The sequence below is a fragment of the Priestia sp. KCTC 13724 genome (genome assembly GCF_056820425.1).
Window position 1 is genome coordinate 1 of the sequence record NZ_JBXDLD010000117.1, and the last position, 4,954, is coordinate 4,954.

The following is a 4,954-nucleotide window of genomic DNA, read 5'->3' on the forward strand; positions in this document are numbered from 1 at the left end:
GTTCATTGGTAAGTGTTACCCTTATACTTCAACAGAGAGTAATCGTAATCCTTTAATTCAACTTATATACGTTAGATTTATTTTTTCGAAAGCACAAAATTATGATCTATGCTAGCAAAGAAAATCGATATACTTCTTTGTTAACCATTTTTCTCTCTTTTTTAGTTGCAGCTTCTTTATTCTTTAACATCCCTTACCATATCTTTGGGATTGGAATTGATACTGTTATTTTAATCATTGTCTATTTTATAGGCGTAAAAATCATTTCTACCTATGCAGCAGAGCATGTTGAAGAAGAGGAAAAACAAGAAGAGAACCTTCAAGATAGGGGACCAACTTTAAAAAGAGCCGTTGTTGGTTTTTCCATAGCAGCAGTGTTTATTATGGTATTTGGAAGTATTTTAACCATCTCAGGTGATCGTATCGCTGTTATTACAGGTTTAGGCGCTTCCTTTGTTGGTTCGTTTTTAGTCGCAGCCAGCACGTCACTTCCTGAAGCAGTCTCTGTTGTTATCGCCATTCGTTTAAAAAATTATAAGTTAGCGATTGGTGGGATTGTCGGAAGTAACTTATTCAACTTATTGATTTTAGCAGGAACAGACGTCTTTTATCGCAAAGGGGCACTGTTAAGCGCAGCCAGCGGCAGTCACTTATATACAATTGTTGCGTCAATGATACTCATCTCCATTAGCCTATTTTCAATGTCACGAAAGAACATCACATCTTCATGGTTTTATGTTGTACCATCAATTTTAATTATTGCTTGTTACTTTATAGCAAGCTATATCATCTACTTAAATTCAGCTGCATAAAAGCCGCATGCATATGCATACGGCTTTTGCATTTTTCATCCTATTACTTTGTTAATAGCGCTTACGCAGCTGTCAATAGCTTCGTCTAGCTCCTCTTCATCAATAGTTAAAGGGGGGTTAAAGTATAGAACGTCTCCTAGTGGACGGAGGATGAGCCCCTTCTTCAACGCTGCTTTGTAAATCTGATAACCAACTCGATTCTCTGAGCTAAATGGTTCTTTCGTTTCTTTATTTTTGACAAGCTCAACAGCGTTTATTAATCCTATGTTGCGAATTTCACCAACATGAGGATGATGCAGTAACGCTTCGTTTATTCTTCTATTTAAATAAGCTGCTCGCACGGTTGCTTTTTCTAAAACGTGGTCGTGCTTCAAAATATTCACTACCGCTAAAGCTGCAGAGCACGCTAATGGGTTACCACTATACGTATGGCTGTGCATAAAGGCTTTTCCTTCTTTATATTCTGCGTAAAATACTTCATAAATTTGATTATTCGTAATCGTAATTGCCATCGGCAGATAGCCACCAGTGAGTCCTTTTGAAACACACATAATATCCGGTGTAATCTCCGCGTGATCGCATGCAAACATCTTACCTGTTCTTCCAAAGCCAGTTGCAATTTCATCGGCAATTAACAGTACACCATACTCATCGCATAAGGCTCTTAGCTTTTGAAGGTAGCGAGATGGATACATTCTCATTCCCGCTGCTCCTTGTAAAATAGGCTCGACAATCATCGCACACGTTTCATGACCATGCTTTTCAAATGCTTTCTCTGCCTGTACGAAGCACTCCACCTGACAGGAATCTCTTGTTTTCCCGTAAGGACATCGATAGCAATCCGGCGCATCAATTCGAATTGTATCCATCAGCATTGGATTATAGATTTGCGCATACAAATCTAGGCTTCCCACCGATAAAGCGCCAATCGTTTCACCATGATAGCCATCTGTAAAGCACATAAACCTCGTTTTTTCTTTATGACCGGTTTGATATTGGTACTGAAACGCCATTTTTAACGCGCATTCTACAGCTGCTGAACCGTTATCGGAAAAATTAAATTTGCTTAGCCCTTTAGGAATAATTTCCATTAACGCTTCGCATAGTTTAATTGCAGGCTCATGCGTAAAGTTGGCAAAAATCACGTGCTCGAGTTGATCGAGTTGATCTTTGATTTTATCGTTAATGACGGGGTTACAGTGGCCAAGAAGGTTACACCACCATGAACTCACAATGTCTAAATAAGAGTTCCCTTCTTTATCATATAAATACACGCCGTCTCCTCTTTCGATGACAATGGGCTTAAGCTCTTCATAGTCTTTCATTTGTGAGCACGGGTGCCAAATATATTTTAAGTCTTTTTCTACTAAGTTCATGTTTTCAATGCTTTTCATTATGCAAACAGCTCCGCTACTTTTTCTGCTTCCATTGCAAGCTCTGTATCATTTTCCTTCACCAAACCAATTACTGAAACTCCAGTTAGCACTTCGACCATTTTTTGATTGTCTTCTTCCATAACGTCGCCTTCGCGTGAACGGTTAAAAATAATTCCTTTCACCTGAATATTGCGTGCTCTTAAATATTCAATTGTCAACACCGTCGCATTGATGGTTCCAAGCCCCGCATCCGCAATAACAATCGTAGATAAGTTCAGCTCTTTTACAATATCTTCTAGTAAAATATGCTGCTGATCATCCCAACGAATCGGACAAAGAATTCCTCCGCTTCCTTCAACCACTACATAATCATACTTCTCCTTAGCCTTTTGGTAGTCTTTCTTAATAATGTTGAGATCGACAGGATTTCCTTCAAGGTTGGCTGCCAAATGCGGTGATACGGCGTGTTTATAAATATAAGACACCGTATTTTCTGGCTTCTCACGAATTCCTGCGGTTTCAAGCACATGCTTAGCATCTCCTGGAATTAATTGTTCACATTCTACTTCCGCTCCGCTAAGCGCAGGTTTATAATAACCACAGTCATAGCCGTGTTCTCGAAGCTTTTTCACAAGTAAACCCGTCACGTATGTTTTTCCTACATCTGTTCCTGTCCCAGTAATAAATAAGCCTTTTCCCATCTTTGTTTCTACCTCCTATACATTACCGATGTATTTTTTTATTAATTTAGCTGCTTCTGACAGCTCTTTCTTTGAATGATCAGCCATCAGTGACACTCGAAGACGTGCGCTCCCTTTGGCAACGGTTGGATAGCGAATGGCTGAAATAAAATAGCCATGATCAAAAAGCTTTGCTGATGCATCCAGTGCTGCTTGTTCACTTCCAACAACGATTGGAAAAATAGCTGAATTTGAACGTGCAGAGATTCCATGAGCCTGCAAGCATTCATTAAAGTAAGCAATATTCTCTTGAAGCTTTGTAACTTGTGTATCATCATTCATGATTAACCTCAGTGCTTCTATAGCCGACGCACTGGTTACGGGAGATAGCGAAGTGGAAAAGATAAAACTGCGCGCTTTGTTTTTCAAGTATTCAATAAGCAGCTTATCTCCACACACAAACCCACCTTCTCCACCGAGCGCTTTACTCAGCGTTCCCATAATAATGTCAGGCTTTTGTGTCAGCTGAAAATACTTACAAACTCCTCGACCACGTTCTCCAAGGACGCCTGTTGAATGTGCTTCATCTATCATTGAAAACAAGCCATACTGATTCGCTAAGCGCATCAGCTCAGGAAGGTTCACAACATCTCCATCCATACTGAAAACAGCATCGCTCACAATTAAGCCATTTTCACAAGAGTGAGCTAAAATTTTTTCTTCTAAATCGTTCATGTCATTATGCTTATACACAACGGTTTTCGCTTTACTGAGCCGGCATCCGTCAATAATGCTTGCGTGGTTTAGCTCATCGCTAAAAATCACGTCTCCTTCAGAAAGAAGCGATGAAATAACACCAACGTTGGCCATGTATCCCGTGTTAAACACAAGAGCTGCTTCCGTCTCTTTAAACTCGGCAATCATTTCTTCCAATAACCGATGAAGAGTTGTCGTACCCGTTGTTAACCTCGAACCTCCTGAGCCAATACCATATGCTTCTCCCATTTGAAGCGCATAACTCTTTACGCCTGGATGATTACATAAATTTAAGTAGCTGTTTGACGCAAGCATCACGTACTCTCTGTCGTGCATTTTCACATGCGCCTCTTGAGCTGTTTGAATTTCGTTGAATGATCGATAAAGATGATTTTCTTGTAAAGAGGCTAAGTCGCTTTTTATCTTTCTCCATTTATCTTGCTGTTTTGCTTCGTTTAATCTTTTTGATAGGCCTAAATCTACAACTATTTTTTGCTTTTCTAAATACGCAATCGTTTCGTTCACGCCGCTCTCAGAATGACGATATAAAAAGATGCGCCCGCCCAAGTGACTTCCTTTTTGTTTTAGCTTTGTAATTCGAACATAACCGAACTCTTTAGAGGCGACGTAGCCAGTTACGTAATCAGGATCATCCGAGATACAAATTTCACCAATAACATTTGGCGCATGGGCTACTTTTGTCGCTAATACAAGCGCTTCTTGGAAATGATTTTTCTTTGTGAGGTCTTCTTGAAAGTGACTGCGGTTCGCATCCATATACGTTGCTCGAATCCCTCGTTCTTGATCTGGCTCTAGACGTTTCATTGTATCAACGTCTAGTAAGATTGCGCCGCGCATAGAAGAACACGAGCTCAGCATCTCAATGATTTCTTCAGCCTGTTGTAAACCTAATTGTAAAAGCAGCTTTTTTACTTCTTTTATTCCTTCATAATGATTAGCCACTTCTACAGTTTTAACAGGTAACGCTTCTAAACGTTGAATATCGCTAAGCTGTACGGGCTCGACTTTCATCGTAATTTCATCTGCTGCTCCTTTGGAATGATGGAGAGCTCTATGTAGTAAAGCATTGGTATACGTATGTAATTCATGTTTATTCACAATCTTCTCCGCTCCGGAAAGATGACCGGTATTGCTATTGGAAGCTCTCATTTTTAAGCTAAATAGATTCATATTTTCTGGGTTCTCCTTTCTTCTCATCATCCACAACAAACTCTTGAAAGATTGTTGATTTCATATTTCTTTTTCATGCGTGTTGATTAACCAATAAAATCCAAAAAAAGCATACAAAAAAGGGCACCTATCTTGTAGA

At 39.6% G+C, this 4,954-nt stretch carries 4 protein-coding genes; 1 reads left to right on the forward strand and 3 read right to left on the reverse strand.

The genetic code is table 11. The features are described from left to right. Positions 1 to 101: 101 nt before the first annotated feature. Positions 102 to 812: a sodium:calcium antiporter gene (locus AC1UFB_RS15380; RefSeq protein ID WP_482589458.1), complete on the forward strand. Its 711-nt coding sequence runs from the start codon at positions 102 to 104 to the stop codon at positions 810 to 812. Between the two features lie 35 nt (positions 813 to 847). On the opposite strand, the gene bioA is transcribed toward AC1UFB_RS15380, so the two are convergent. Genes bioA through bioF form a run of 3 tightly spaced genes read right to left on the reverse strand, consistent with a single transcriptional unit; the run spans position 848 to position 4,815 of the window. Further along, a complete protein-coding gene (gene bioA / locus AC1UFB_RS15385; RefSeq protein WP_482589459.1) occupies positions 848 to 2,206 on the reverse strand; it encodes an adenosylmethionine--8-amino-7-oxononanoate transaminase in 1,359 nt (452 codons plus the stop codon). Beyond that, complete coding sequence (bioD, locus tag AC1UFB_RS15390) at positions 2,206 to 2,889, reverse strand: dethiobiotin synthase (RefSeq protein ID WP_025909768.1); 684 nt, start codon at positions 2,887 to 2,889, stop codon at positions 2,206 to 2,208. Before bioD ends, bioA begins: the two co-directional genes overlap by 1 nt. 15 nt (positions 2,890 to 2,904) lie before the next feature. Then, the gene (bioF, locus tag AC1UFB_RS15395; protein WP_061785473.1) at positions 2,905 to 4,815 is read right to left on the reverse strand and encodes an 8-amino-7-oxononanoate synthase; all 1,911 of its coding nucleotides are present in this window, start codon (positions 4,813 to 4,815) and stop codon (positions 2,905 to 2,907) included. Positions 4,816 to 4,954: the final 139 nt, after the last annotated feature.